28 protein-coding genes and 1 tRNA gene are annotated in these 26,722 nt (G+C 55.5%); 13 read left to right on the top strand and 16 right to left on the bottom strand.

From position 1 onward, the window contains the following. Positions 1-28 precede the first annotated feature (28 nt). Genes moaC through moaE form a run of 3 tightly spaced genes read left to right on the top strand, consistent with a single transcriptional unit; the run spans position 29 to position 1,331 of the window. Positions 29-529 carry a cyclic pyranopterin monophosphate synthase MoaC gene (gene moaC / locus LVD14_RS11230; protein ID WP_237134167.1) on the top strand — a complete coding sequence of 167 codons (501 nt, stop codon included), beginning with the start codon at positions 29-31 and terminating at the stop codon, positions 527-529. Positions 530-565: 36 nt separating this feature from the next. Further along, positions 566-817 (top strand): molybdopterin converting factor subunit 1, encoded by a 252-nt coding sequence (moaD, locus tag LVD14_RS11225; protein WP_237134166.1) that lies wholly within the window; start codon positions 566-568, stop codon positions 815-817. Position 818: 1 nt separating this feature from the next. Beyond that, on the top strand, positions 819-1,331 hold the full coding sequence (gene moaE / locus LVD14_RS11220) for a molybdopterin synthase catalytic subunit MoaE (RefSeq protein ID WP_237134165.1): 513 nt from the start codon (positions 819-821) through the stop codon (positions 1,329-1,331). A gap of 24 nt (positions 1,332-1,355) precedes the next feature. Here the strand turns inward: moaE and LVD14_RS11215 are convergent, their stop codons facing one another. Together LVD14_RS11215 and cspD are read right to left on the bottom strand one after the other, a co-directional pair. Beyond that, positions 1,356-1,913 carry a pseudouridine synthase gene (locus tag LVD14_RS11215; RefSeq protein ID WP_237134164.1) on the bottom strand — a complete coding sequence of 186 codons (558 nt, stop codon included), beginning with the start codon at positions 1,911-1,913 and terminating at the stop codon, positions 1,356-1,358. A 122-nt stretch (positions 1,914-2,035) separates the two neighbouring features. After that, entirely contained in the window at positions 2,036-2,254 is a 219-nt protein-coding gene (cspD, locus tag LVD14_RS11210) for a cold shock domain-containing protein CspD (RefSeq protein WP_237134163.1), read from the bottom strand. A gap of 280 nt (positions 2,255-2,534) precedes the next feature. Here cspD and clpS point away from each other — a divergent pair, with 280 nt between their 5' ends. Both clpS and clpA read left to right on the top strand, forming a co-directional pair. Then, a complete protein-coding gene (gene clpS, locus LVD14_RS11205; protein ID WP_237134162.1) occupies positions 2,535-2,885 on the top strand; it encodes an ATP-dependent Clp protease adapter ClpS in 351 nt (116 codons plus the stop codon). A gap of 14 nt (positions 2,886-2,899) precedes the next feature. Next, positions 2,900-5,191, top strand: coding sequence for an ATP-dependent Clp protease ATP-binding subunit ClpA (gene clpA / locus LVD14_RS11200; RefSeq protein ID WP_237134161.1), 2,292 nt, complete (start codon positions 2,900-2,902; stop codon positions 5,189-5,191). Positions 5,192-5,218: 27 nt separating this feature from the next. Here clpA and infA read toward each other — a convergent pair whose 3' ends face one another. The 3 genes from infA to trxB all read right to left on the bottom strand — a co-directional run bounded on the left by infA (position 5,219) and on the right by trxB (position 7,193). Beyond that, on the bottom strand, positions 5,219-5,437 hold the full coding sequence (infA, locus tag LVD14_RS11195; protein ID WP_058021674.1) for a translation initiation factor IF-1: 219 nt from the start codon (positions 5,435-5,437) through the stop codon (positions 5,219-5,221). 94 nt (positions 5,438-5,531) lie between these two features. Further along, positions 5,532-6,242: a leucyl/phenylalanyl-tRNA--protein transferase gene (aat, locus tag LVD14_RS11190; RefSeq protein WP_237134160.1), complete on the bottom strand. Its 711-nt coding sequence runs from the start codon at positions 6,240-6,242 to the stop codon at positions 5,532-5,534. A gap of 3 nt (positions 6,243-6,245) precedes the next feature. After that, the gene (gene trxB / locus LVD14_RS11185) at positions 6,246-7,193 is read right to left on the bottom strand and encodes a thioredoxin-disulfide reductase (protein WP_237134159.1); all 948 of its coding nucleotides are present in this window, start codon (positions 7,191-7,193) and stop codon (positions 6,246-6,248) included. A 209-nt stretch (positions 7,194-7,402) separates the two neighbouring features. Here trxB and LVD14_RS11180 point away from each other — a divergent pair, with 209 nt between their 5' ends. The 6 genes from LVD14_RS11180 to cysG all read left to right on the top strand — a co-directional run bounded on the left by LVD14_RS11180 (position 7,403) and on the right by cysG (position 14,988). After that, the gene (locus tag LVD14_RS11180; protein WP_237134158.1) at positions 7,403-9,724 is read left to right on the top strand and encodes a DNA translocase FtsK; all 2,322 of its coding nucleotides are present in this window, start codon (positions 7,403-7,405) and stop codon (positions 9,722-9,724) included. 47 nt (positions 9,725-9,771) lie between these two features. Next, positions 9,772-10,476: a LolA family protein gene (locus LVD14_RS11175; RefSeq protein ID WP_237134157.1), complete on the top strand. Its 705-nt coding sequence runs from the start codon at positions 9,772-9,774 to the stop codon at positions 10,474-10,476. Positions 10,477-10,487: 11 nt separating this feature from the next. Further along, the gene (locus LVD14_RS11170) at positions 10,488-11,861 is read left to right on the top strand and encodes a replication-associated recombination protein A (RefSeq protein ID WP_237134156.1); all 1,374 of its coding nucleotides are present in this window, start codon (positions 10,488-10,490) and stop codon (positions 11,859-11,861) included. Further along, the gene (gene crcB / locus LVD14_RS11165) at positions 11,858-12,253 is read left to right on the top strand and encodes a fluoride efflux transporter CrcB (protein WP_237134155.1); all 396 of its coding nucleotides are present in this window, start codon (positions 11,858-11,860) and stop codon (positions 12,251-12,253) included. Before LVD14_RS11170 ends, crcB begins: the two co-directional genes overlap by 4 nt. Before the next feature lie 62 nt (positions 12,254-12,315). Then, complete coding sequence (serS, locus tag LVD14_RS11160) at positions 12,316-13,599, top strand: serine--tRNA ligase (protein ID WP_237134154.1); 1,284 nt, start codon at positions 12,316-12,318, stop codon at positions 13,597-13,599. Positions 13,600-13,602: 3 nt separating this feature from the next. Next, complete coding sequence (cysG, locus tag LVD14_RS11155) at positions 13,603-14,988, top strand: siroheme synthase CysG (RefSeq protein ID WP_237134153.1); 1,386 nt, start codon at positions 13,603-13,605, stop codon at positions 14,986-14,988. On the opposite strand, the gene LVD14_RS11150 is transcribed toward cysG, so the two are convergent. The 7 genes from LVD14_RS11150 to LVD14_RS11120 form a co-directional block, all read right to left on the bottom strand. Further along, positions 14,933-16,297, bottom strand: a complete 1,365-nt coding sequence (locus LVD14_RS11150; RefSeq protein WP_237134152.1) for an MATE family efflux transporter — start codon at positions 16,295-16,297, stop codon at positions 14,933-14,935. The genes cysG and LVD14_RS11150 overlap by 56 nt on opposite strands. Then, positions 16,298-17,401 (bottom strand): phosphoribosylaminoimidazolesuccinocarboxamide synthase, encoded by a 1,104-nt coding sequence (locus LVD14_RS11145; RefSeq protein WP_237134151.1) that lies wholly within the window; start codon positions 17,399-17,401, stop codon positions 16,298-16,300. It lies immediately after the preceding gene. Positions 17,402-17,505: 104 nt separating this feature from the next. Then, positions 17,506-17,844 carry a TusE/DsrC/DsvC family sulfur relay protein gene (locus tag LVD14_RS11140; protein ID WP_237134150.1) on the bottom strand — a complete coding sequence of 113 codons (339 nt, stop codon included), beginning with the start codon at positions 17,842-17,844 and terminating at the stop codon, positions 17,506-17,508. Between the two features lies 1 nt (position 17,845). After that, the gene (gene tusB / locus LVD14_RS11135; protein WP_237134149.1) at positions 17,846-18,136 is read right to left on the bottom strand and encodes a sulfurtransferase complex subunit TusB; all 291 of its coding nucleotides are present in this window, start codon (positions 18,134-18,136) and stop codon (positions 17,846-17,848) included. Continuing rightward, the gene (gene tusC / locus LVD14_RS11130; protein WP_237134148.1) at positions 18,133-18,498 is read right to left on the bottom strand and encodes a sulfurtransferase complex subunit TusC; all 366 of its coding nucleotides are present in this window, start codon (positions 18,496-18,498) and stop codon (positions 18,133-18,135) included. The genes tusB and tusC overlap by 4 nt, the downstream gene beginning before the upstream one ends. A gap of 21 nt (positions 18,499-18,519) precedes the next feature. After that, positions 18,520-18,906 carry a sulfurtransferase complex subunit TusD gene (gene tusD, locus LVD14_RS11125; protein WP_237134147.1) on the bottom strand — a complete coding sequence of 129 codons (387 nt, stop codon included), beginning with the start codon at positions 18,904-18,906 and terminating at the stop codon, positions 18,520-18,522. Positions 18,907-19,087: 181 nt separating this feature from the next. Further along, entirely contained in the window at positions 19,088-19,756 is a 669-nt protein-coding gene (locus LVD14_RS11120) for a Bax inhibitor-1/YccA family protein (protein ID WP_237134146.1), read from the bottom strand. Between the two features lie 184 nt (positions 19,757-19,940). Between LVD14_RS11120 and LVD14_RS11115 the strand changes: the two genes are divergently transcribed. Beyond that, positions 19,941-20,030 (top strand) — tRNA-Ser (locus tag LVD14_RS11115). Between the two features lie 317 nt (positions 20,031-20,347). On the opposite strand, the gene LVD14_RS11110 is transcribed toward LVD14_RS11115, so the two are convergent. Together LVD14_RS11110 and LVD14_RS11105 are read right to left on the bottom strand one after the other, a co-directional pair. Continuing rightward, positions 20,348-21,283 (bottom strand): 1-phosphofructokinase family hexose kinase, encoded by a 936-nt coding sequence (locus LVD14_RS11110; protein ID WP_237134145.1) that lies wholly within the window; start codon positions 21,281-21,283, stop codon positions 20,348-20,350. Then, the gene (locus LVD14_RS11105; protein WP_237134144.1) at positions 21,280-22,290 is read right to left on the bottom strand and encodes a hypothetical protein; all 1,011 of its coding nucleotides are present in this window, start codon (positions 22,288-22,290) and stop codon (positions 21,280-21,282) included. The genes LVD14_RS11110 and LVD14_RS11105 overlap by 4 nt, the downstream gene beginning before the upstream one ends. Positions 22,291-22,379: 89 nt before the next feature. On the opposite strand from LVD14_RS11105, the gene LVD14_RS11100 reads away from it, so the two are divergent. Then, the gene (locus LVD14_RS11100; protein ID WP_237134143.1) at positions 22,380-23,765 is read left to right on the top strand and encodes a M20/M25/M40 family metallo-hydrolase; all 1,386 of its coding nucleotides are present in this window, start codon (positions 22,380-22,382) and stop codon (positions 23,763-23,765) included. A 52-nt stretch (positions 23,766-23,817) separates the two neighbouring features. On the opposite strand, the gene LVD14_RS11095 is transcribed toward LVD14_RS11100, so the two are convergent. Both LVD14_RS11095 and nhaC read right to left on the bottom strand, forming a co-directional pair. Continuing rightward, the gene (locus LVD14_RS11095; RefSeq protein ID WP_317622139.1) at positions 23,818-25,212 is read right to left on the bottom strand and encodes a M28 family metallopeptidase; all 1,395 of its coding nucleotides are present in this window, start codon (positions 25,210-25,212) and stop codon (positions 23,818-23,820) included. A gap of 34 nt (positions 25,213-25,246) precedes the next feature. Beyond that, positions 25,247-26,701 carry a Na+/H+ antiporter NhaC gene (gene nhaC / locus LVD14_RS11090; protein WP_237134142.1) on the bottom strand — a complete coding sequence of 485 codons (1,455 nt, stop codon included), beginning with the start codon at positions 26,699-26,701 and terminating at the stop codon, positions 25,247-25,249. Between the last annotated feature and the right edge of the window lie 21 nt (positions 26,702-26,722).

Raw genomic sequence — 26,722 nt, 5'->3', positions numbered from 1 at the left:
GTTAGGTTTTACATTCAAGGACAGAGCCATGAGCAAGACTGCACCTGAAGGTGTACTGACGCATCTGGATGCCGGGGGTAACGCCCGGATGGTGGATGTGAGTGAAAAAGCGATTACTAACCGTGTTGCGGTCGCCGCCGGAGAGGTCAGTATGCAATCGCAGACACTATCGCTGATAGCCAGTGGCGGACATGCCAAGGGCGATGTGCTGGCGGTCGCTCGGGTGGCAGGCATCATGGCTGCCAAAAAGTGTCCCGATCTGATCCCGCTCTGCCATCCTCTGCTGTTGAATTCCGTTGATGTGAGTTTTGATCTGGACACAGACAATAATCGTGTGCTGATCGAAGCACGTTGCGGACTGGATGCCAAAACAGGGGTCGAGATGGAGGCGTTGACAGCAGTATCTGTCGCCGCGCTGACTCTTTACGATATGTGCAAGGCAGTCGATAAAAACATGGTCATAGGCGATATAAGGCTGATTTCCAAGACTGGCGGCAAATCAGGCGACTTCAAGCGGATTGCAGATTGATCTGAACCAGCAGATGAAGAACAGGATTGAATTTTAATGTTGAACTTACAGTACTTTGCCAGTGTCAGGGAGCAGCTCGGCCGCGAGTCTGAGCAGCTGGATTTGCCAGCAGATGTAATTACCGTTGCGGATCTGGCGGCCTGGCTGGCAGAGCGCGGTGCGCCATGGGCATTGCTGACTGATGCGCAGCAGGTTCTGGTTGCCGTTGATCAGGAAGTTGTGGATCGTGAGCGAACCTTGACCGGACAGGAAGAGGTAGCCTTCTTTCCGCCGATGACGGGAGGTTAGGATGTCTGCGCAGGAAATATTCGATGTGCGTGTGCAGACGGCTGATTTCGACGTGGCACACGAATATCAGGGCATTATCGCGGATGCAGGTAATCCGGGTGCGGTCGTCATGTTCAGCGGGCTGGTCAGGGATGTCGCACCGGGTTCAGGAGCTGATGGCCAGGCTTCGGCCGCAGCGGGGCAGTCGCTGACGCTTGAGCATTACCCGGGCATGACCGAGAAGGCGTTGCGGGCTATTGTCGAGCAGGCCAGAGCACGTTGGCCACTGCAGGCCGTGCGTGTGGTACATCGTGTCGGTAAACTGCTGCCGCACGATCAGATTGTGCTGGTGTTGACAGCCAGTGCGCACCGCGAGGCCGCATTTGCGGCTGCGGAATTCATCATGGACTATCTTAAAACGTCCGCTCCTTTCTGGAAGAAGCAGCGTTTTGGTGAGCAGAGCGAATGGGTGGCATCACGCCAGTCGGATTACCAGCGGGCGGCGCGCTGGGAAAATACGCCGGCAGACGAGTAGCCAGTCTGAACGAAGCAGCAATGCTCAGCGCCACCAGCGCTCAGGCAGTTCTATCATTCGCCATTCGCCGGGACTCAGACTGCCCAGTGTCCAGTCACCGATCTGATATCGAATCAGCCGCAGTGTTGGATATCCCACTGCCGCCGTCATGCGCCTTACCTGCCTGTTCCGACCTTCGGTTATCGTGAGCTGCACCCAGCTGTCGGGTATCTGCTTGCGGACCCGTATCGGCGGCACACGCGGCCACAAATCTGTTGGTTCGATCAGTTCGGCCTGCGTCGGTCGAGTGGGGCCGTCCTTCAGCACTATGCCATTGCGCAGCTGCATGAGTGCCTTGTCGTCGGGAATGCCCTCTACCTGTGCCCAGTAAGTTTTGGCAAGTTTATAGCGCGGTTCAGCAATTCGATGCTGGGTCTGACCATCGTCGGTCAGCAATAGCAGACCTTCCGAGTCCTTATCGAGTCGTCCGGCCGGATAGAATCCAGGCCTGTCGATATAGTGAGCAAGAGTCTGTTCCGGCACATCGCCAGTGAACTGGGACAGAACGTTGAAGGGCTTGTTGAACAGTATGAGATTTGGCATGCGCGCAAGTATAGCCAAAACTGGTGAGTAAAAAGTTTTTTATCTCAATTCGATGGTCAGAACGAGGAGGAGGGGCTTGCGTGTGAGCTGAGGCGGGAGCCTGTTCGGCTCCCGCCGACTCGTCAGGCTTGTGATTGTGCGACAGGTTTGATGTTGGTCGCGTGAAGGCCCTTTGGACCTTCCAGGGTTTCAAAGGTTACGGTTTGACCTGCTTTCAGGGTTTTATATCCGTCCATACCGATCGCCGAATAGTGGGCGAACAGATCACCGCCACCGTCGTCTGGAAGAATAAAACCAAAACCTTTAGCGTTGTTGAACCATTTAACTTGCCCCATTGCCATCGTAATACTCCATTGCACGTATAGTTCTAATTTTAATTGTGTTACACGCCAGGTATGACCTGAGTGTTAATCCTTAACGTATGTAAGTCGTCCCTGCAAGGCTTTATTATTCATCATTTTTGTCTAATTGCAACAGTCTGTAATATGGAAGTAGACTGAAGTGGCGTGTGATAATGTGGCTCTGAAATAAATGTGCGCCTGCGTCGATCTTTGCAAATAGCATCTTTGTTGGCAATCACAGGCGATCAGCCAGAAATCAGATAGAGAGAAACAGCACAACATGCGCAGTATTTTCGCTCAGTCGCCAGACGGCCAGAAACCCGATCAGCACTCGGATCGCGGGCTGGCGACGGCGGCTGACAAGCCCAAACTCGCCAAGCCACCGTTATACAAAGTTTTACTTATGAACGACGACTACACACCCATGGAATTTGTGGTGGGGGTGCTGGTAGAGTTCTTTCAGATGCCGGTGGAAAAGGCGACCCAGATCATGTTGAAGGTCCACACCGAGGGGAAGGCCGTCTGTGGCGTTTACAGTCGCGATGTCGCCGAAACCAAGGCTCAGCAGGTCAATGAGTTTTCGCGCGAGAACCAGCAACCATTGCTTTGCCACGTTGAAGTTGATCAGTAGGGGAGGAAGACATCATGCTCAGCCGTGATCTGGAAGCGACCTTGAATGCCGCGTTTGCGAATGCGCGCAGCAAACGTCACGAATACATGACCGTAGAACACCTGCTGTTGTCATTGCTGGACAATGATCTGGCGATTGATGTGCTGCTGCATTGCGGAGCGGATATTTCCCGTCTGCGTGCTGGCCTGGTGGACTATATTGAAGCTACCACGCCGGTTCTTGCCGAGCATGACGAGGAGCGTGACACTCAGCCGACACTCGGATTCCAGCGTGTGCTGCAGCGTGCCGTCTTCCACGTGCAGTCCTCCGGCCGCCAGGAAGTCAGCGGCGGCAATGTGCTGGTTGCCATCTTTAGCGAACAGGAGAGCCAGGCGGTGTACCTGCTGAGTCAGCAGGAAATCGCCCGCCTTGATGTGGTCAACTACATCAGTCACGGTATCAGCAAGCAGCAGGGTGACTCGCCAGATCCCGAAAAATCAGAGCAGGAAGGCACTGAAGAAGAGGGCAGCGGTTCCGCCAGTGCACTGGAAAACTATGCCACCAACCTCAATGAGCTGGCCCGACAGGGTCGCATTGATCCGCTGATTGGCCGCGACAAAGAAGTACTGCGCCTGATTCAGATATTGTGTCGACGACGCAAGAACAATCCACTGTTGGTGGGCGAATCCGGTGTCGGTAAAACGGCAGTAGTTGAAGGTCTGGCCCGTATGGTGGTCGAAGACCAGGTGCCGGATGTCCTCAAGGGGCATGTGATCTATTCGCTGGATATGGGTGCATTGCTGGCTGGCACCAAGTACCGTGGTGATTTTGAAAAACGCTTCAAGACACTGCTGGCTGAGTTGAAGAAACAGCCGGAATCCGTTCTTTTTATTGATGAAATTCATACCATCATCGGTGCCGGCGCGGCTTCGGGCGGTGTCATGGACGCCTCCAATCTGCTGAAACCCATCCTGACGTCGGGTGACTTACGCTGCGTGGGTTCGACTACCTATCAGGAATACCGTGGCATCTTTGACAAAGACAGGGCGCTGTCACGGCGGTTTCAGAAAATCGATATCGAAGAACCGGATGTGGAAACGACCTACAAGATTCTCAAAGGCCTTAAGTCGCGCTTTGAGGCACACCATGATCTTCGCTACAGCGATAACGCGCTGCGTGCGGCCTCAGAGCTTGCAGGACGCTACATCAATGACCGCTATATGCCAGACAAGGCAATCGATGTAATTGACGAGGCGGGCGCCTGGCAGCGTCTGCAGCCTGATAGCAAACGCAAGAAGCTGATACAGGCACCCGACATGGAGCGTGTTGTTGCGTCAATTGCGCGTATCCCGCCGCAGCACGTGACATCCTCTGATGTTGAAGCCCTGCGTGGTCTGGAAGCCAACCTGAAGATGGTGGTATTTGGTCAGGATGAGGCCATTGAATCACTGGCAACGGCTATCAAGCTGTCGCGCGCCGGTCTCAACACGCCGGACAAGCCGATCGGCTCCTATCTGTTTGCCGGTCCTACTGGTGTTGGTAAGACCGAAGTCAGCCGTCAGCTGGCGCGAATTATGGGGATTGAGTTGTTGCGTTTCGATATGTCCGAATACATGGAGCGACACACCGTGTCGCGCCTGATCGGTGCGCCCCCCGGATACGTCGGTTTTGATCAGGGCGGACTGCTGACCGAGGCAGTGACCAAGCATCCGCACTGTGTGCTGTTGCTGGATGAGATCGAGAAGGCGCACCCGGATGTCTTTAACATCCTGCTGCAGGTGATGGACCACGGTACCTTGACGGACAACAATGGGCGCAAGGCCGATTTCCGTAATGTCATCCTGATCATGACCACCAATGCGGGAGCCCAGGAAATGTCACGACCATCCATCGGGTTCACGGCTCAGGATCACAGCAGCGATGGCATGGAAGTCATCAAACGCAGCTTTACACCAGAGTTCCGCAACCGTCTGGATGCCGTTGTTCAGTTTGGCCCATTGCAGCCTGAGACAATCCGCACTGTGGTCGACAAGTTCCTGGTGGAGCTGCAGGTACAGCTGGACAGCAAGAAGGTCACGCTGAGTGTTGATGACAGCGCCCGCGACTGGTTTGCAGTCCATGGCTACAGCCCGCAGATGGGGGCACGTCCAATGGCTCGCTTGATCCAGGAGAAGCTGAAGAAAGCGCTGGCCGAAGAGATCCTGTTTGGCAAGCTGGCCGAGGGCGGCGAAGTCACCGTGTCCATCGTTAATGATGAGGTGGAGCTGGATATCAATCGGCGCGGCAAGAAGTCGGAAAGCCGGGCATTAAGCTCGGCAGACAGTTAGCCGCATGCAGGCCTGAGCGCTCGTTAATTAACGAGCGCGGTAGGTGATGCGACCCTTGGTCAGGTCGTAGGGTGTCAACTCTACCTTGACCATGTCGCCGGTCAGGATGCGAATGTAATTTTTGCGCATTTTGCCCGAAATATGGGCGGTCACGATGTGGCCGTTTTCGAGTTTGACGCGGAACATGGTGTTCGGAAGGGTGTCTACCACTTCGCCTTCCATTTCAATCTGGTCTTCTTTAGCCATCTAAAAGAAATTCTCACTGCTTGAAGTAAGCGCGCATTTTGCCTGAATTTTTTGTCGTTGGCAAAGCCTCGTCCGGGTTCGACTCAAAGTTAAGTCAAGCGACAAGGCAATTGTCATCAAATAGCCAGTGCTTATACTGATTGTCTTCAACGCGATTTTCGGCCAACAGCGCAAGAAACCTCTGCCTGCTCATGGGGGCGGCCCCGAGGCTGGCCAGGTGATCGGTGGGCAGCTGGCAGTCAATCAGTGTGAATGACCATTGTTGCAGCTGCCGACACAGCGCCACAAACGCCAGCTTGGATGTATTGGGCTGCCGGCTGAACATGGATTCTCCAAAAAACATCCGTCCCAGGCTGATGCCATAAAGCCCGCCAACCAGGGTTTGTTCTTGCCAGACCTCAACCGAATGGGCATAGCCCAGGTGGTACAGCTTGATATACGCCTGTTGCATGTCTTCGGTGATCCAGGTGCCGGGCTGACCATCCCGGTGCGCCGCGCACTGTTGTATGACCTGATCAAACGCACTGTCCATGGTGACACGGTAAAGTCCGCGTCGTATCAGTTTACCGAGGCTGCGAGAGCAGTGGACATCGGCTGGGTTGAGCACCATTCGGGGGTCGGGCGACCACCACAGGATAGGGCTGCTGTCATCAAACCACGGGAATATGCCCTGTCGATAGGCCGCCAGCAGCCGCTCGGGCCGCAGATCTCCACCCACTGCCAGCAGGCCTGGCGGATCCTCCAGCGCGTTGTCGGCTGGAGGAAAGTGGAGGTTGTCGGCGTGCAGCCGTGTCAGCTGCCCCATGAATCACTGATCCAGGAACTTTTCGGCGTCCAGCGCCGCCATGCAGCCAAAACCGGCAGATGTGATCGCCTGACGGTAAACGTGGTCAGCGATGTCGCCGGCAGCAAAAACACCCGGAATACTGGTTTGGGTGGCATTGCCCTCGGTGCCGCTGTGAATGGTGAGATAACCGTCTTTCATGTCCAGTTGATCAACAAAAATGTCCGAGTTTGGCTTGTGGCCAATCGCGATGAAAACGCCATCAACCGTCAGCTCCTGGCTAGCTTCGCCCTTGGTGCTGTTTACCCGGATTCCGGTCACACCCATCTCATCCCCGAGAACTTCATCAAGCACATGATCCCAGAGCAGGGTGACTTTGCCTTCTTTGGCCTTGGCAAACAGTTTGTCCTGCAGGATCTTTTCTGCTCTCAGGCTGTCACGGCGGTGGACCAGTGTCACGTGAGAGGCGATATTGGACAGGTAAAGCGCCTCCTCAACGGCCGTGTTACCGCCGCCAATAACCGCGACAGGCTTGTTGCGATAAAAGAAGCCATCACAGGTGGCGCAGGCGCTGACACCCTTGCCCATAAACGCGGTCTCTGATTCAAGGCCCAGATACTGGGCAGATGCACCCGTTGCGATGATCAGTGCGTCACAGGTGTAGATGCCATTGTCACCATGCAGGGTAAACGGGCGCTGCTTCAGGTCAGCCTTGTTGATGTGATCAAACACGATCTGTGTGTTGAAGCGCTCAGCATGGCGCTGCATACGTTCCATCAGAGCAGGTCCCTGCAGGCCTTCCACATCCCCAGGCCAGTTGTCGACATCCGTGGTAGTGGTCAATTGACCACCCTGAACCATGCCAGTGATCACCAGGGGAGAGAGGTTGGCGCGTGCGGCGTAAACGGCTGCGGTATATCCAGCGGGTCCGGAGCCCAGGATGATCAGGCGATGATGCTGCTTGTCGGTCATAATGTGGAGTTCCTGCATGGTTTTTGGAAAAGCTTGCGATTATACATCTATGGAGACTGGCATAGCGATTATCAAGGGTTTGAGTGTGCTATGCTGCGCCCAATATGGCAGTGGGTTTTTCTCGAACTGGAATAATGCTTGTCTTGCTCCGTATAATTCTGGAAAATGAATTAAATTGATTCTGCAGGTTTCTGAAAAGTTTTAAAAATATGTCCAAACAAAAGACCGCCAAGGACGACGGGATGGCCAGCCTGTCACAACGTATAGCCCGCGAGGGGACCCTCATTGCGGCTTTTCTGCTGGGCCTGTTTTTGTTGATTGCGCTGCTCAGTTACTCTCCGGATGATCCCGGATTTACCACCACGGGCACCGGTGAGCCGGTACAGAATGCGGTCGGCAATATGGGCGCCTGGCTGGCCGACATTTTGCTGCACATGCTGGGTTACTTCGCATATGTCCTGCCATTTGCCCTGGGCTTCAAGGTTTACAGGCTGTTCCGAAAGTCCGATGCGGACCAGGCGTTCTCATGGGGCGTTGTATCCATAAAGGTAGCCGGTATTGTGCTGCTGATCATTGGCGCCTGCACTCTGGCTACGCTGCACTTCAGTATTCCTACTGGCAGCACCTGGCCTGCAGGCGGTCTGATTGGCGCAGCAATGGCGGATGCCAGCATTCCAGTGCTGGCCATGCTTGGCAGTACTCTGGTGTACCTGGCAATCTTCCTGTTTGGTCTGACGGTGACCTTTGAGATTTCCTGGCTTTCAGTTGTGGATGCTATTGGTTACTGGACGATTCATGGGGTTGCCCGGGCACGAGAGCAGTTTGCTGACTGGCAGGAAAAGCGCGCAGAAGCTGGTAAAGTAAAACAGGCAGTAGAACGGCGCCGCAAGGCTCTGGATGTGCGTATCGAGAAAGAGAAAGTGCGCACGCCGCCCAAGATTGAACCGGTGATCAGTGCACAGCCGCCACGCAGCAAGCGGGTCGAGAAGGAACGCCAGGGCACGCTGTTTACCGGCAGCAACCCGGGTGAGCTGCCGGCAATCGGTCTGCTTGACGAAAACCGCAATGCCGGCAAAAAGGGTTATTCCACCGAATCGCTCGAAGCGATGTCAAAACTGCTGGAGTTGAAATTGCAGGACTTTGGCATTGATATCGAAGTTACGTCGGTGCATCCGGGACCGGTGATTACCCGTTTCGAAGTGCAGCCAGCCCCTGGTGTTAAGGCCAGTCGCATCACCAGCCTGGGCAAGGATCTGGCGCGGTCCCTGGCCGTCATTAGCGTGCGTGTGGTCGAGGTTATTCCAGGCAAGACTGTCATCGGGATAGAGATCCCCAATGAACAGCGCGAAATGATCCTGCTGAGCCAGGTGCTGGCGTCGCCGGAGTTCGACAAGGCGCAGTCCGCGCTGAGTATGGCGCTGGGGCACGATATTGTTGGCAAACCGGTCATCGTAGACCTTGCCAAGATGCCGCACCTGCTGGTGGCAGGTACCACAGGCTCAGGCAAGTCGGTGGGCATCAACGCCATGATCCTCAGCCTGCTTTACAAGTCGACACCGGAACATGTCCGGATGATCATGATCGACCCCAAGATGCTTGAACTGTCCGTGTATGACGGGATTCCTCACCTGCTGACACCAGTTGTAACCGACATGAAGGATGCCGCGAATGCGCTGCGCTGGTCGGTAGCCGAAATGGAGCGACGCTACAAATTGATGTCTGCACTGGGCGTGCGGAATCTGGCGGGCTACAACAAAAAAGTCCAGGATGCGATTAAAGCGGGTGAGCCTATCATAGACCCTATCTGGAAACCCGATCCAATGGCGCTGCAGGATGACCAGGAAGCACCACCCCTTGAACCGTTGCCTAATATAGTGGTGATTGTCGACGAACTTGCTGACATGATGATGGTAGTTGGCAAGAAAGTTGAAGAGTTGATCGCACGCATCGCGCAGAAGGCAAGGGCAGCCGGTATTCACCTCATCCTTGCCACACAGCGGCCCTCCGTGGACGTGTTAACTGGTCTGATCAAGGCCAATATCCCGACCCGACTGTCATTTATGGTGCAGTCCAAAGTGGACTCCCGCACGATTCTGGGTGAAGGCGGCGCTGAACAGTTGCTGGGCAACGGCGACATGCTGTTTCTGCCTCCCGGTGGTGGCCTGGCCAAACGCGTGCACGGCGCCTTTGTCAGTGATGAAGAAGTACACCGTGTAGTGGCTGACTGGAAACAGCGTGGCGAGCCGGTCTATATCGAAGAGATCACCCAGGGTGTCGAAGACCGTGAAATGAATATGGGTATGGGTGGCGGCAGCGGCGAAGGCGGCGAAGAAGATGATGCGCTGTATGATGAAGCCGTAGCGTTTGTGACCGAGTCCCGCAAAGCGTCTATATCGGCAGTGCAGCGTAAGTTGCGAATTGGTTACAACCGCGCCGCCCGGATGATCGAGGCGATGGAAGCAGCCGGTGTAGTGTCGGAAATGGGCGCCAATGGTAGTCGTGAAGTACTTGCTCCGCCGCCACCCCGATAAACAGGATTACCGGCCAGGCTGATAGCCCTGGCCCTGTGAGCGATTCAATGATGAAGTTCTCTAAATTTGTTCCTGTCCTGCTGGTCAGCTGCCTGATCGCACTGCCTGCCGCGAGCTCGCAGTCTGCAGATGAGTCTAGCTCATCAATGGCCGCGGCTGACGATACCGCCTTGCTGCAGACCATGCTGTCTGATCTGAGCACGTTTCGTGCTGACGTCCGGCAACTGGTGATGGAGTCCAGTGGCAGTGTGCTGGAAGAAAGTCAGATTCTGTTTATGCTCAAGCGGCCAGACGGATTTTACTGGGAGACGCTGGAGCCGTTTCCGGAGTTGATTGTCACCGACGGTGAATCTCTCTGGAATTACCAGCCCGATCTGCTGCAGTTGACCATTGATGACTGGCAGACCGATCAGTCAGAGCTCGCTGCCCAGCTGCTGGGCGGTCAGATAAATGCCGTTGCTGAATCCTACGCAATCGAAGCTGTGGCTATCGAGGGACAGCCCGGGAGCGCAGAGTTTTATCTGACACCGCTTGATCCGTCCAGCCTCTACGAACGCGTCACCCTGTATTTCGAAAACCGCGAACCCGCCTCGATTCTCCTTGTCAGTACCAATGGACAGCGCACCTTGTGGGAGTTCTACAATCGCCAGGTCAACCTGTCTCTGGCGTCCGATCAGTTTGTTTTTCCGGTGCCAGACGATGAATTTCTTGACGTCATCGACAATCGCAGTCAAACCGCCCCGGCCCCCTGAAGTGAACTCAGATGCAAGCTGATCTTGACGAGCTTGAAGACACATCACTTGCCTCGCAGCCCCTGGCAGCTCGCATGCGGCCGCGCACACTGGAAGAATACATAGGCCAGAGTCACATCATGGGGGCAGGCAAGCCGCTGCGGCAGGCGCTAGAACGCGGTGCTCTGCACTCCATGATTTTCTGGGGCCCTCCCGGAACCGGCAAGACCACGCTGGCCCGTCTGATTGCACAGCGTGCGGATGCTGCTTTCGAAAGTCTGTCGGCCGTGCTGTCTGGAGTAAAGGACATCCGCGCCGCCGTCGACAGGGCACGTGTCAGACGGCAGCAACATGGCCGCGCAACCCTGCTGTTCGTTGATGAGGTGCACAGATTCAACAAGAGCCAGCAGGATGCGTTTTTGCCGCACATCGAAGATGGCACACTGATATTTGTTGGTGCTACCACTGAAAACCCGTCGTTTGAGCTGAACAACGCCCTGTTGTCCAGAGCCCGCACCTATGTGCTGAAAAGCCTGAGTGATGAAGAGTTGCTGCAGGTGCTGGCTGCGGCACTCGCCGACGCTGACAGGGGGCTGGGCCGGCGCGCGCTGCAACTGGATGAAGCAGCGATGTCCCGACTGGCCGCAACAGCCGACGGCGATGCGCGGCGAGCCCTGAATCTGCTGGAGATTGCTTCTGATCTGGTTGAGGATGGTGGCACTGTAGATGATTCCATTCTGGACCAGGTGCTGCAGGGATTCAGCCGCCGCTTTGACAAGGGTGGTGATGTGTTCTACGAGCAGATTTCAGCCCTTCACAAAGCCGTGCGAGGTTCATCACCGGATGCGGCACTCTACTGGATGGTGCGGATGCTCGACGGCGGCTGTGATCCGGTCTATGTGGCCCGCCGGCTGGTTCGCATGGCCAGTGAGGACATAGGCAATGCCGACCCCAGGGCGCTGCAACTGGCCATGAATGCCTGGGATGCGCAAACCCGGCTGGGCAGCCCGGAGGGAGAACTGGTGCTGGCTCAGGCAGTTATCTACCTGGCAGCGGCACCCAAGAGTAACGCGGTTTACATGGCGTTTAATGACGTTCAGGCCGATATAGCCGCACAACCGTCCTATGAGGTGCCTGAGCACCTGCGTAACGCACCAACTCGTCTGATGAAGGATATGCAGTATGGTGCTGAGTATCGCTATGCTCACGATGAGCCTGGCAGTTATGCCGCGGGCGAGAACTATTTTCCAGAGCCACTGAAGGACAGACAGTACTACCAGCCGGGCAGCAACGGCCTGGAGCTTAAAATTGCGGAGAAACTGGCACATCTGCGCACCCTTGATGCAGCCAGCCCAACGCAGCGTTATGCAAAGCAGGGACGTGCTTCCTCAGGAGGGCGTAAATGAACCTGTGGCTGGTAATCGCTCTTGGCGGTGCTTTTGGTGCCGTTGGTCGCTACGCACTTATGCAGTGGGTCACGCGGGCCACGGCTTCTCTGGGACCGATTGGCCACAGCCTGCCGTGGGGCACACTGGCCGTGAATGTACTAGGGTCGGCATTGATTGGCGTGCTGTACGTATTGTTCGCTGAGAAGCTCGCCGTATCCGAGACAGTCAGGGGGCTCTGGGTAGTTGGTTTGCTGGGAGCCTTCACGACCTTTTCAACATTTTCGCTGGATACAGTATTGTTGATAGAGCAGGGCCAACTGGCCCAGGCAGTGGCCTACACGTTCATGAGCGTGGTGCTGTGTGTATTGATGGCATGGCTCGGCATAGCCTTGATGCGCCTGCTGACGTAAAATCACGCCCCTGACGCGGTACGCCTGTACTCGAACGCTAATTTATCAAGGACAATTGTTTCATGTTAGACCCTAGATTACTGCGCAATAACCCGGAACAACTGAAGGCCGGTCTGGCCAAGCGCGGCGTGACGGTTGACCTGCCAGCATTGCTGGAGATGGACAACCAGCGCAAGGCGCTGCAACTGGAAACCGAGCAGCTGCAGAACGAGCGCAACCAGAGTGCCAAGCTGATTGGCAAGGCCAAGGCGGCAGGCGAGGATGTTGCGCCGCTGCTGGCTCAGGTCAGTGATCTTGGGGATAAGCTGGATCAGGCCAAAAAAGCGCTGGCAGAGGTACAGGAGGCGTTCAATGCAGCCTGGATTGCGCTGCCAAACCTGCCGCAGGACGACGTGCCGGCCGGTCGTGATGAACAGGATAACGTCGAGATTCGACGCTGGGGCACGCCACGCGCATTCGACTTCAAACCCAGGGATCATGTTGACCTGGGCGAACATGACGCCAGGCACGGCCTGGCCATGGATTTTGCTGCAGCGACCAAGCTGACCGGCTCTCGTTTTGTTGTAATGCGCGGCAACATGGCGCGCCTGCATCGGGCGCTGATCCAGTTCATGCTCGACCAGCACACACTGCAGCACGGTTACGAGGAAGTGTACGTTCCCTACATCGTCAACACGGACTCGTTGACCGGCACTGGCCAGCTGCCCAAATTTGCCGAAGATCTGTTCCATCTGGATGGCGAGCAGAACTATTACCTGATCCCGACTGCTGAAGTGCCTGTTACCAATCTGGTGCGCGGCGAGATTGTAGCTGCCGAACAGCTGCCGGTTCGTTATGTCTGTCACACGCCCTGTTTCCGCAGTGAAGCCGGCAGTTATGGTCGGGATACACGGGGCATGATCCGCCAGCACCAGTTCGAAAAAGTGGAGCTGGTACAGATGGTGCGGCCGGATCAGTCTGATCGCGCGCTTGAAGAACTTACAGGGCATGCAGAGCGCATTCTGCAGCTGCTCGAACTGCCTTACCGGGCCATGCAGCTGTGTGGTGGTGACATGGGCGCCAGCGCTGCACGTACCATAGACCTTGAAGTATGGCTGCCTTCGCAGGATTGTTATCGGGAGATATCTTCCTGCAGTAACTTCGAGGACTATCAGGCACGTCGCATGCAGGCGCGCTGGCGCAATCCGGAAACCGGCAAGCCAGAGCTGCTGCACACACTGAATGGATCCGGCCTGGCGATCGGACGGACTCTGGTAGCCATCCTGGAGAATTATCAGCAGGCGGACGGCAGCATCAAACTGCCATCGGTGCTGGTGCCCTATATGGGAGGCGTTGAGACGCTTTAAGTAATGGATTACCTGCCGCTGTTCATGAACGTCACTCACCGTCGCTGCCTGCTGGTTGGCGCCGGTGAGGTGGCCAGCCGCAAAGCGGCATTATTGAGTCGCTGTGGCGCGCATCTTGTCGTCGTCGCCCCCTGGATAAGTGATGACGTGCGCGCACTCGCTGCGCAAACGGAGCTTGAGCTGCATGAGCGGCCATTTCAGGATGGGGATCTTGAAGAGGTCGATCTGGTCATAGCCGCCACCGATGATCCGGCGGTCAACATCAGAGTTTCGGAACTTGCCAGGCAGCGTCGTCTTCCTGTGAATGTTGTCGATCAGCCGGAGCTTTGCAGTTTTATTGTGCCCGCCATCGTGGACCGCTCACCGGTGGTCATTGCGATTTCTACAGGTGGCAGTTCACCCGTGCTAACCCGACGCATCAAGGAACAGATAGAGATTCTGTTGCCTGCCGCCTACGGTAGACTGGCTGCCATGCTTGGTGGCTGGCGTTCTAGCGTAAAAGAGCGATTCGAAAGCTTCTCTGACCGCACGCGCTTCTGGGAATCACTGCTGAGTGGTATTTTGCCCGACAAAGTACTGCAGGGCCGGGACGACGAGGCTATTGAGCTGTTTGAGTACGCTCTGAAGCAGGGATTCGACGAGGCTCAGACCGGCGAAGTGTATCTGGTTGGTGCAGGTCCGGGTGATCCGGATCTGCTTACACTGAAGGCTCTGCGCTTGATGTATGCGGCAGATGTGGTGCTGTTTGACCGGCTGGTGTCACCCGAGATCATGAAGCGCGTCCGACCCGATGCCGAACGCGTATTTGTTGGCAAGGAGGCCAAGCATCACCCCGTTCCGCAGGAAGAGATCAATGATCTGCTGGTGCGTCTGGCGAGTGAGGGCAAGAAGGTACTGCGCCTGAAAGGCGGTGATCCCTTCATTTTCGGGCGAGGTGGTGAGGAAATTGACAGACTGACTGAAGCGGGCATTCCATTCCAGGTGGTGCCGGGTATCACCGCTGCTTCAGGTTGCTCCGCCTACGCGGGTATTCCGCTGACACATCGTGATTTTTCCCAGTCGGTGCGGTTTGTCACAGGGCACCTGAAAAACGATAAACCGGATCTCGACTGGCAGGCGCTGGCGGCAGAGCAGCAGACGCTTGTGATCTACATGGGCCTGCTGACACTGCCGCTAATCTGTGAACAGTTGCTGAGTCATGGCATGAGCACTGATATGCCAGTAGCTGTGGTAGAGCAGGGCACGTTGCCTCAGCAGCGTGTGGTCAAGGGGACACTGACCAGTATCGCAGACAAGGTGGCGGCAGCCGAGGTCAGGGCGCCTGCCATCATCATCATTGGCCAGGTGGTTCGCCTGCAGAATCAACTGGCGTGGTTTGGCTCTGACTGAGCTTGAGCCGCAGCGCCGGCAGGTATGCAGCCAGTGTCACAGCGCGGGCAAAGACGTATATCACAAACGCTGCCCACAGGCCGGTCACCTGGTAGGCCTGCGTCAACACCAGACTGGCGCCTAGAAACACCGCTACGGACATGATCGAGGCATTGCGCATCTGACGCGTCTGGGTTGTGCCGATGAATATGCCGTCCAGCTGGAACGCCGCAAACGCCAGCGCGACATAAAGCGCGGCCAGCGGTAGCCCCTCACTGGCTGCCAGCCTTACAGCGTCATGCTGGTTCAACAGCGCCACAAAAAAATCTCCGGCAAACCAGATGATGGCGGCAAGAAGCACGCTGCTGCCAGCTGCCAGTTCGGTACTGCGCCACATTGCCTGATCAAAGTTCTGCAGATCGCCAGCTCCCATTGCTTCACCGACCAGGGCTTCTGCAATATAGGCATAGGCATCGAGGAAAAACGCTGAAAAAGAGATTAGTTGCAACAGAATATGGTTTGCCGCCAATACATCATCACCAAACTGTGCACTTTGTCTGACGAACCAGGCAAAGCTGGCCACCATCAGAATCGTCCTGATCATGATGTCACGATTGACACTTAAAGTTTGTCGAAGGGATTTTAAATCCTTCAGTTTTTCCCAGGGCAGCAGGGGAAATTTATTGCGATCCGGCAGTGCTCTGATCACTACGATCAGCGCAACACTCAGGGTAATCCACTCGGCGATCAATGTGCCCAGTGCAATGCCAACAACGCCCATTTGCAAAACCCCGGCGAACAGGATGTCCAGTATCACATTTAATCCGTTCATCAAGATCTGCACAAACAGCAGCGTTTTGCTTTTTCCGAGTCCAATCAGGCACCCCATCAGGGCAAACAGTGCCAGTGCGGCCGGAGCGCCCCAGATTCGCATGTGGATGTAGTCATGTGTCAGTGTCTCTACAGCGACACTTCCCTGGAGAAGAGAGATCGAAATGCTACTTAGAGGGTATTGCAGGATAATTAACAGACAGCCAATTATTGTTCCGAGAAAGACGGCTCGCCACAGAGCTGCACGTATTTCCAATGCGTTTCTGGCACCAAGGGCCTGCGCCACGAAGCCGGTTGTGCCCATCCGCAGAAAACCGAAGCTCCAATAGGCAAAACTGAAAACGATTGCGCCAAATGCAATGGCGCCAAGTGCCTCAAGTGAACCAAAGTTTCCGATGACTGCGGTGTCAGATAGTCCCAGTAGCGGAACTGACGCGTTGGCCAGCATGACTGGCCAGGCGCGCCGAAGAATTGTGCGACGTGTAACCGGAACGCTCATTCAGTCTATGAGGTGGTAGTGATCGCGAAGAATGTTGATGATTTCCGCTTTTGGATTGTCCGGGACGTAAACGTGTTGGCCGGTGATTTTTTCTGCCATTTTGATGTACGTGCGTGACACGTCCAGCAGAGCCTGTTGTGGCAGGGCGTTGTCGCGTGCCAGAGCAAGGCGCTCATCCATGCGGTTCTTGTTAAGCAGGATATCGGGGTCTGGAAAGTGATTCAGCAGGAACTGACGGAATGCTTCCTTGGATTGCTCGACAATCTGTCCCTGCCGAAAGTCCTCACCATTCCATATCCGTGAGGAGTCGGGTGTGCCTACTTCGTCCATGTAAATAAGCCGCTGCTGGCCATGGCGATCCGTGACGTAACCGAATTCAAATTTGGTATCGACAAATATCTGGTCGATAGAGGAGAGTTCTTCGCTTATTGCAGCAAAGCCCTCGGCCAACAGCTTTTCGTAAAGCGCAATGTCGTCTTGCGTCTTAAAGCCGAAGGCAGCGTAGTTGTCCTGAATATCCTGACGTGAAATGTTTACATCGTCGGCTTCCGGGACCCCAGGAATGCCCTTCAATATGCCTTTGGTGGAAGGCGTAATCAGCAGCTCTGGCAGACGCTGGTTCTTTTGCAGTCCTTCTGGCAGCTGATTGCCACAGAAATCGCGCTCACCGTTGGCGTAGGCCCGCCACATTGAGCCGGTGATGTATTGTCGGCAGATGGCTTCGATCCTGACCGGTTGTGCCTGCTGTACGATCCATACAAAGGGGTGGGGAATATCCACAATATGCGAGTCTGCCAGCCCTTCATTACGAAACAGGCTGAACCAGTGACTGGCGATGGCATTTAACGCTGCACCCTTGCCCGGTACGCCATTCAGTCCATCTTCCGCGTGCCAGATGCAATCGAATGCAGACAGCCGATCACTGATCACCATCACGGCCAGCGGCGCATCAGCCCGAACCGGGTAGTCGCGCTCGCGGATCAGTCTTGCGCTGTCCTCGGCGGTAAGCCAGTACACAGAGCGTACCTTGCCACTGTGGACCGGGCGGTTTGTTCGGATGGGGAGGTCGTCATTGACGGCCAGAACGCTGTTGGCATAGGTCATGGTTGTTATTCAACTCGCAGTTTGGAGGTCGGTCAGGCGCCGAGATTTTTCATTCAGTCTCGCCTGAAGCCAAATCATAGCAGAAAGCCAAAGTCGAATGCTGTCTAGAAACAATTTGCAGGGCGGGGCAGTCCAGCCAGTTTGCTGACAGTCAATGCCGGCTTGCCTCCAAACAGCTTCATCAAATAGATACTGCGCCCTTTGTCAGGGCCAGCGCGTTGTGCCACCAGGCGGACCAGCGCGCGAGTGGCAGGGGCCAGGCCGGTTTCTTCGTAGAACTGCTGGACCAGGTGGATGATTTCCCAGTGTGCGTCTGTCAGCGAGATGTTTTCGTTGTTTGCCAGCGTGCCGGCTACCTCGATGCTCCAGTCATCCAGAGAGCGCAGGTAGCCGTCCTTGTCCAGCGGTATACGGCGGCCATCAGGCAGGGATAGTGCCTTCATGTCAGGACCAGGTGACCGAATTCTGGTGGCTGCAGACCAGTGTCACGAAGTCGTCGTAGCCTGCGGCCTTTGCGCCAGACGTTGACAGGGCCTGCTCCAGGCCACGAGCCTTCGCGTCTTCTGCCAGCACGTAATACGCCACTTTCAGCACGGCCAGAGCCTGCTGATTCTGAAGCACTAAAACGCCGTCCTGAGTAAAAAGGATGCTGTCGCCATCGCGACAGACAGACAGGCATTGTTCCAGTGATTTACCGGAGAAAGGCGACTGGTTGATGATATGCAGGGTGCTCATAATGCGACCAGGACATCCGATTCGTGAATCAGCGTGGCCAGCTGCTCAGTCGAAACAGATTCGGCATCTATAGCCAGGCCTTCGAGAGACAGATTACGATGTTGCAGGGATGCCGCATCAACATAGACTGATTCGATGCCATAAAGCGGCAGCGCAGTTAGTGCGGCAGAGGTGTTTTTGGCCAGAATGTCAGCGGGTTGCTGGTCCGGAAGCAGCTGAAATATGCCATCTGACATGAAAATCAGTTGCACATTTTGCTCGAAAACTGCGGCGGACAAGGCCATGTCCAGAGCAGCTTTGGGTTTGCTGCTACCGTATGGTGCTTGCTGGATCAGCAGGGTTATAGTGCGTGTTTTGCTCATGGCTGGTTTGATCCCTGACCTTTAAAAGCTGACCAGCCGATCGGAGTTTATACAGGCATCCACCCATTGCCCCAGGCCGGAAATGTTGAAACCTTTTGCCAGATTGGCGGCAGGCCTTTCGTAGCGTTCAGCTTCCTCTTCGTTGAGTAGCCCGCGTTTCAGCGCTGATGCCACACAGACCACAGCGTCCAGATCGTGCTGCTGGATCAGTTCCTGCCATGCTGCTCTGAGATCGTATTCATCCTGCGGGACAACGGCGAGATTTGTGCCAGTACCGACACCCTGTTCGTAGAAAAACAGCCGGTAAATTTCGTGTCCTGCATCAAGAGCTGCACGTGCGAAGCTCAAGGCGGACTGGTTGGATTGATTCTCGCCCGGTGCGGACATGATAAGCAGACTGATTTTCACAGCGGTTTCTCAGTTGTGTGCTGGCTGGCTGTAATTGATAGCTGCGTATTATGCACGATTACCACCCAGTAACAAAAAGCCCCGGGGAAACCGGGGCTATTGAGTTAGCAAAAGACTATTGAGGTTGAGCTTGCAGGCTGCCGATGGGTGTAAGCACTGGCAGCCGTATGTCAAGAGTGCCTTACTCTTCGCCGCCGAATGCTGTCAGCAGATTCAGCAGACTGATGAAGATGTTGTACAGCGAAACGTAAAGGGTAACGGTAGCCAGAATGTAATTGCGCTCACCGCCATTTATGATCGCGCCAGTCTGCATCAGGATAGCGGCGCTGGAGAACAGCATGAAGGCGCCTGACAGGACCAGTTGCAGGGCCGGAATCTGCAGGAACAGATTGGCTACGAACATGGCCAGAATTACAAAGAAACCTGCCATCATGAAACCGTTCAGGAAGCTGAAGTCCTTACGAGAGATTAACGCGTAGGCTGACAGACCCAGGAAGATGAACGCGGTGCCACCCATGGCCGTCATGACCAGCTGGCTGCCATTGGCGGTTGCAGTGTAGTAACCGAGGATAGGGCCCAGTGTATACCCCATAAAACCGGTCAGTGCGAAAACGGACAACAGGCCCCAGGCGCTGTCAGAAAGCTTGTGCGTGAGGAACAGCAATCCGTAGAAGCCGATCAGCATGACCCAGATGTTGACGGGCGCAGCGTTGCTCGCCATTGCGAATCCGGCAGTCAGCGCGCTGAATGCCAGCGTCAGGGCAAGCAGCATGTAGGTGTTTTTAAGAACCTTGTTGACAACAACCGCTGACTCGCGGCTCTGTGTGGTACCAATCTGGTACTGGCTCATACAGGTAAACCTCCAAAAAATACTATGGTTAACGTCCTTCAGTCGCTAATCATACCGACTGCCTACCCGAAATCAATGCATTTCGGTTTGACTTCGACCTGTTAAAAGACCGGGCAACAGGTGATTTTTATTCTGGCTGTTGACTGACGGCAAAATTGTAGTAACATGCCGCTTCTCGCGCTGCGGAGGGGTGGCAGAGCGGTTGAATGCACCGGTCTTGAAAACCGGCGAGGGTGAAAGCCCTCCGAGAGTTCGAATCTCTCCCCCTCCGCCATTTATAGTATCCTCGCAGTCCATTGCCATCCTCAAACGTTGAAAATTTCTCCATGGCCAAGGAGCAGGGAGAGATTTGAACGTTAGAGTTCGACACCTTGCACAGCAAGGTGCGACGAGCGCGCCAGCGCGAAGCCCCGGCTTCTGCGAAGCAGGGGTTGTAAACAGCCTACAGGCTGTTTGCAATCAATCCTCCCCCTCCGCCATTTAAAGTTTCCTCGCGCCACAATGCTATCCTCCGACGTCATTAGTTTCGCCACTGCCCAGCAGCGGGGAGAGATTTGAACGTAAGAGTTCGACACCTTGCGTCATGCACGGTCAGAGTTCGGTCATCACCGTACCCGCACGGACCTGCTCGAGCCAATCCATATCCTCAAGCTGGTTGCCAGGTGTGCTGATCGCTGCCGCTGCTGCGGCCACACCATAAGCAAACGCCTCACGCACGGGCTGGCCCTGATAGAGCTTGCAGGTCATGACCGACACGAAAGCATCACCAGCTCCTGCATGGCTGACTACCTCGACACTGGGTGGCCTTGCATGCAGGTGCAGCCCGTCACGGCTGCCCAGCATCGCGCCATTGGGGCCAAGTGTCAGCACCATGTGGTCTGCCATTCCTTCAGCCAGCATTGTCTTGAGCGCTGGCAGTCTCTCGGCGGGTGACTCGCCTCCATCGTATCCAAGCGCGGAGAAATCTTCGCGGTTCAGTTTTACCAGATGGACACCTTTGGCGAGAGCCAGGCGCAAGGGATTACCTGAGGTGTCGAGCACGACCCGAAGGTTGCGCTCATGGCATTGCTCAACAAGCTCGGCAAAAAATGAATCAGGTACAGAAGGAGGCAGGGACCCACTGATGACCAGCAGTTGTGGCTGGGGGCTGAAGTCACGAATGGCTTTCTGGCAGGCCAGCCATTCATCCTTTTCCAGACGGGCACCCGGAAACACCAGATGCAATGCAAGGCCGGTGGCTTTTTCATCGAGCACGATGTTCTGAGTCGTCTCATGCGTTACTGAGACGCGCAGACAGCTTTGGCCATCCTCCTCCAGCAGTTTTGAAAGCAACTCACCGTGGAAGCCTCCGGCCGGGAAAACAGCCGTTGTGCTGATGCCCATGCGCCGAAGATTGCGAGCGACGTTGATGCCGCCACCTCCAGGTAGGTGCCGGGTGATCTGGCAACGTGTTTTACTGTCATGAAAAAACTGCTCAGTGACGGCAAACATGTCCACGGCAGGGCTCATGGTGAGAGTCAGTATCACTTGCGACTCCATTGTTCAGTGAACTGATAGCTCAATGCCTCATGCTTCACCAGATCCTGAAGAAGGGCCAGAGTGATGGCCATGCCTCCCTCAACAACGCTGTTGTGTTGTCCTGGCTGCGTAGCTGTCGTTTCAGTGCCTCTGCTGCCCAAAAGCGGGGGGCGATGAACCGGCTGGCTGGCAAGGAACAGGTTGTCACGAATCTCCTGCAGCTCCCGAACACAGTCTGCGCCTTCCGGAATGGATCCCAGTATCGTGCGCAGGCGCGCACCGAGCCGACTCTGAAGACCTGATGGCCGGCAGGCCAGCAAGGTTTCCAGCAAATAGGCGACCAGCATGACCGTGCGGGCGCTGTATTCCTGGCGCTGCTGTGCCACCTTCAGGAAGGTGAACAGGGCTTTGTTGATATCCTTTAGGGCGGTGTGTGTGCTGCTCGACTCGGTTTTTTCGAGCCAGCCCCACACGTGACTGAAGGGCAGCGTTTCCAGTTTCGGCCATTCATTCAGAGCCGCCGCCTGATGCGCGCCATGCAGCAGGTGCGAATCGTATGTCTGCGCTTCGTAGTGTGCGGCGCCATCACCGTTGAACCACGTTCCAAGCAGTTGGATGGCACCAGGCACACAGATGTTGGCGGCCAGTACCAGTTGCTGCAGAAAGACAGTGGCTACGCCGTATCCGTCCCTTTCTGTAATGGTGTCCCGGGCGCTTAATGTGACACTGACATCGACACCAAAAGGCGGAGTAACTTCGTGGCCCATGGCCTCGCGATAACGATCAAAGCTGCCGCTGTGGCGCAGTGCCTGATCCATCAGATCAACCACTGCGCCAGCGTCAAATGTCACCTGATAGTCCTGTTCGTTATCTGCGGTGTCACCACTGGCGCGAAAGGGGCGCTCGCGAAAGAAGGCCGCGACGTCCTGCCACAGGGACAGGATATCCTGGCTATGTGCCTGATTGCCGTGAGGTAATGCATTGGAGATATGGAGATTTATGGTTACAGATGTCATGATCGGAATCACCTTGAATACACGAAACAAATGAAACGCAGAGTTGTTCTCTGGACTCTCTCACTCTATCACGCTGACAAGCGGAGGCCATGATGAAGATCAAGTGGGTTAAACATAGCCTGGCACTGGCAGGTGCATTATTGTTAAGTGGCACGGTCAGCGCGCAAAATGCGCTTGAATCGCAGGCTGTGCAATGGTTGCAGGAATTTGTAAGGATCGACACGATAAACCCGCCAGGCAATGAATACCGTGCGGTAGATTTTTACGCGCAGATATTTGAAGCCGAGGGCATTGAGTATGAGACCGCCGAAAGCGCCCCCGGCCGAGGCAATATCTGGGCCCGTATACCCGGTGGAGACGAACCCGGCCTGATTCTCCTGCAGCATACCGATGTTGTGCCGGCAGACCGTGAATTCTGGTCATTTGATCCGCTATCTGGCGATATCAGCGATGGCTACATTTACGGCCGCGGGACGCGCGACATGAAAGGTCTGGGCATTGCACACCTGGTCGCATTCCTGGAGCTTCACCGGTCCGGCCTGCCGCTGAATCGGGATGTCATTTTCCTGGCGACTGCCGATGAAGAGGCCGGTGGAGAATTTGGTGTCGGCTGGCTGATAGACAATCACCCTGAGATTTTTGAAGGAGTTGGCATCCTGCTCAATGAGGGAGGCGGTGGATCACGCATCGAAGACGATGTCACCTTCGGCGTGGAAGTTACGCAAAAGGTACCCGTGTGGTTACGCCTTAAGGCTATCGATGAGCCCGGGCACGGCTCGTCACCCAGAGTTACCAGTTCGGTCACCCGAATTGTTCAGGCGCTGAATACGCTGATGGAAAATCCCTTCCCACCGCGGGTGATTCCGCCAGTACAGGAATATTTTGCCGGCCTGTCAGTGAACATGACATCCGAGTGGCGCGCGGCCTACGCGAATCTCGCATCGGCAATTAATGATCCCGACTTCATGCAGCGCCTGCATGCTGAGCGTCCCGGCCATCATGCGCTGACACGGGACACGTGCTCCATGACCCGTTTCGAAGGTTCGAACAAGATCAATGTGGTACCGCCAACGGCCTGGGCTGAGCTGGATTGCCGTATCCTGCCAGACAAACCTGCGGCACAGTTTGTCAGCGAACTGGAGACACTGGTGTCAGAAAGTGGCGTGGAAGTTGAGGTCATCATGGCGTTCACGCCCGCCATCTCCACAACAAATTCGCGGCTGTATCGTGCTATTGAAAGTGTCACAGGAGAGTTGCACCCTGGCTCGCGTGTGCTGCCTTCTGTCAGCACCGGATTTACCGACAGTCACTTCACTCGCGACCTGGGAATCATCAGTTACGGATTTAATCCCATGATTACTGACCAGGGCGAACATACCGGCGTGCATGGCAATGATGAACGCGTACCGGAAGCGGTCTTCCGGCGCGGTGTGAGTGATTTTTACGCGGTGATCCGCAACGTGGTGTACGACTGATTAGATAAGGCGGCTGTGTAACTGACTGGCTGAAGACTGGTCAGTCAGTTACTCAGAACGCGCCAGCGGGACCCGGGAATACAACGGGACTCTGCACGCCAGTCTCCGACACACTGGAGACGCCGAAGAAGTAGTTATCGATGACAATATTCTCCAGCGTAAACTCTGAGACATCTCCAACCAGACGCGAATAGGTCCATTGCGGTTCGGTGGTCAGTCGCCAGTGTACGCGATATTGAGCGGCTCCTGGCACTTTGCTCCAGCTGAGTGTGGTATCCGGACTCACCTGACCACTGATGCTTACATCTGCAGGAGGTGCCGGTGCCCAGGCCATGGCAGCCAGGGTCACAGCATTAAGCGCGGTCAGTTTGGCTGCGTAGTCGAAGTCCACATGCTCCAGAACATCGCCATAGGCAATGCCATTTTCAACACGAATATCCTGATGCTGCCAATGGTAATGTTCATTGGTTTCCATGATGCGGACGGCCGGGAAGCCGACTTCATTAAACGGGCGGTGATGGCCGCCACGACCGAATCTGTCCAGTCGGTAAATCATCATGACATCGAGATTGGGTATGTACAGGTCAGCCATCAGGTCGATGTAGCGGGCCAGATTGCGCGACGCAGAGTCGACCTCACCTCCCTGGAAGCGACGTTGACGGGCTTCATCTTCGGTCTCAACGTAGCGGGTGCCTTCTGAAAACACGCGCGCTGTCGTGTTATTGACAACACCATTGATGCCCTGGCTGTTGCCTATCATGTCGTTGTTGATGACAGCCTGGATGTCCCAGCCTTGCTCAAGGGCATATTCAGCAAGAATGGCGCCGCCATTAAGTCCCTGTTCTTCACCCGATAGTCCGGTGTAGATGATCGATCCGGGGAACTCATACTGCGTCAGCACCCGAGCTGCTTCGAGCGTTCCAGCCAGCCCCGATGCGTTGTCGTTTGCCCCGGGGGCATCGTCCGTGTAATTCATGATGTCGGAGACCCGACTGTCGATATCACCACTCATCATGACAAAACGGTTGGTATCACGAGTACCGCGCTGAATCGCCACAACATTGACGACCTCTACGGGATCCGGTACCCGTGCAGTGCCAGATACCACATCACTCACATAAAACACCTCAAGGCAACCGCCACAGGCTTCTGAAATACTGTCGAACTCTGCTTTCAGCCAACGGCGGGCGGCGCCAATTCCGCGCGTGTCTGAGTCAGTTTCCGATAATGTATGACGTGTACCGAAGCCGGCCAGTGTGGTGATGTCACGTTCAATTCTCTCTGCTGAGGGACTGACTGCGATTTGATGCAGGGCCGCATCATCGGCAGATGCCAGGGAAGGCAATACTGCGAGTGGTGCTGCCAGCATTAGATATGCAGAGCCATGCAGGGTGGGGCGTGATGCTGAAAAACGAGAGATCGCCAGACGGATACAGTTTGTTTTCATTGAATCACCTTAGGGTCATTTACTCTTGCCGGTTTCAGGCGGCGGCCATCTGCTCGGATTCGGGTTCGGTTTTTACGATACGAATCCTGAACCAGGCAAACGCCAGCGTCATTAATGGGCTGATCAGACAGAACAGAGCCCAGGGAGCATAGGACAGGGTTGCAACGCCGAGTACGCCAGCATGATAGGCGCCACATGTATTCCAGGGAACCAGAACCGATGTCACGGTACCGGTATCTTCAAGTGTTCTGCTGAGGTTCTGCGGCGCCAGATTGGCTTGCTGGTAGGCCTGCGTGAACATTCGGCCTGGCACGACGATGGAAAGGTACTGATCCGATGCCGACACGTTGGTGACCATACAGGTTGCGCCTGTCGCCGTGACAAGTCCTGCTGCCGACTTTACGCGACTGATAAGCGCGTTCGTGATTCTGGCCAGGAAACCGGAGGCTTCCATAGCGCCACCAAAAATCATCGCGGAGAGAATCAGCCAGATGGTGTAAAGCATGCCCGCCATACCACCGGTACTGAGTAGATCATCCAGAATGGCATTGCCAGTGGGTATCGCTGTATCGCCGTAAATAGCCTGCATCAGCGTCTGGTAAGTGCCGCCTGTGGCGGCAGACAGTTCAGCAAGTAAGGGCTGTTGAAACACGAAGGCACAGATCAGACCTGCCAGGACACCCATAAACAGTGCGGGCAGGGCAGCAACTTTTTTGATGATCAGAAATATGACACCTGCCGGAACCAGCAGTAGAAGTGGGTTCAGTGTAAATTTCTCGCTGATTAATTGCTGGTAAATGGCTGTGTTGCTGGTATCGGCTGCTTCGCCGCCGGCAAACCAGCCCACCACAAGGTATATCAGCAAGGTAAGCAGTATCGAAGGAAATGCCGTCAGCGCCAGGTAGCGTATGTGAGTAAACAAGTCGACGCCGGCAACCCCGGACGCCAGGTTGGTCGTGTCTGACAGTGGCGACATTTTGTCGCCGAAATACGCACCAGAAATCAGTGCACCGGCTACCAGGCCCGGATTGATACCCATGGCGTGCCCGATGCTCATCAACGCCACACCCAGCGTGGCTGATGTAGACCAGGAACTGCCAATCACAACCGCGGCCAGTGCAGTCAACAGGCAGGCACTGGCGATAAAAAATGAGGGATTGAATATCTCCAGGCCATAATAAATCATCGCTGGTACGATGCCACTGACAAGCCAGCTGCCGGTCAGCGCACCCACCATCAACAGAATCAGGATGGCCAGCGTGGCGGCCTTGATATTGTCAATAATGAAGTCCTGGATTCGCTGCCAGGACGTGCCCTGTAAAAGGCCGAGGGCGGCGGCCAGGGCGGCAGCGGCAATCAGCGCCGCCTGGTTGGCTCCGCTCAGTGAATCGTCGCCATAAACAGCCACGTTATATCCGAGCAGGGCGAACAGTAACAGTAATGGGAGTACGCAAACCATCAGGGAGGGGGGCGTTTGCTGGGAAGTCATCCGGAAAGTTACCGCCTGTTA

The organism is Pseudohongiella sp. O18, from assembly GCF_021729085.1.
Taxonomy (GTDB): Bacteria; Pseudomonadota; Gammaproteobacteria; order Pseudomonadales; family Pseudohongiellaceae; genus Pseudohongiella.
Note: the sequence above shows the minus strand (reverse complement) of the source record. Positions and strands in the feature narration are given on the sequence as shown.